Below are 445 nucleotides of genomic sequence, written 5' to 3'. Positions count from 1 at the left end.
CGCATATAGACGACGCTCTCCTGAGCCACCGCCTCGTCGAATTCGCCGAGGCGCGTGTTCAGCTCCTCCACCGCCTGGTTGACCTTGGTCAGGTAGGTGCGATTGGCCTGCTGCTGGTCGGTGGCTCCAGTGGCCGGCGACTGGCAACCGGCAAGAGCGCCGAGGGCCAAAGCCGCGCCAAGGGCCACAGCCAAAACCCGCGCGATGGTACGTTTCCTCATGATTTCTCCCGTCTTCGGTACCTTGAGGCAACGGTTGCTTGCTCAGGGCAGCCTCGTCGAGCGAGGCTTTGGTTTCTCATTCGCTATGATAGCAGTCCGCACCCCCGGGCCCGTACCGCCGTCACGGTATCGCAACAATTATGTCGCGGCTACGCTGCTTTAGGCACCCTCGCCACCACCGTCGTCCGGGGCTGGGTCGGGCGTCGGCTCCGGCGTCGGCTCCG

1 pseudogene is annotated in these 445 nt (G+C 64.7%); it reads right to left on the bottom strand.

Annotated elements, in window-relative coordinates:
* Positions 1-221: pseudogene (locus tag NE591_RS12405) on the bottom strand (hypothetical protein); the annotation flags it as partial.
* Positions 222-445 lie beyond the last annotated feature (224 nt).

This window comes from Adlercreutzia sp. DFI.6.23 (assembly GCF_024462535.1).
Taxonomy (GTDB): domain Bacteria; phylum Actinomycetota; class Coriobacteriia; order Coriobacteriales; family Eggerthellaceae; genus Adlercreutzia; species Adlercreutzia rubneri.
This window is presented reverse-complemented; position numbering and strand designations above follow the sequence as displayed.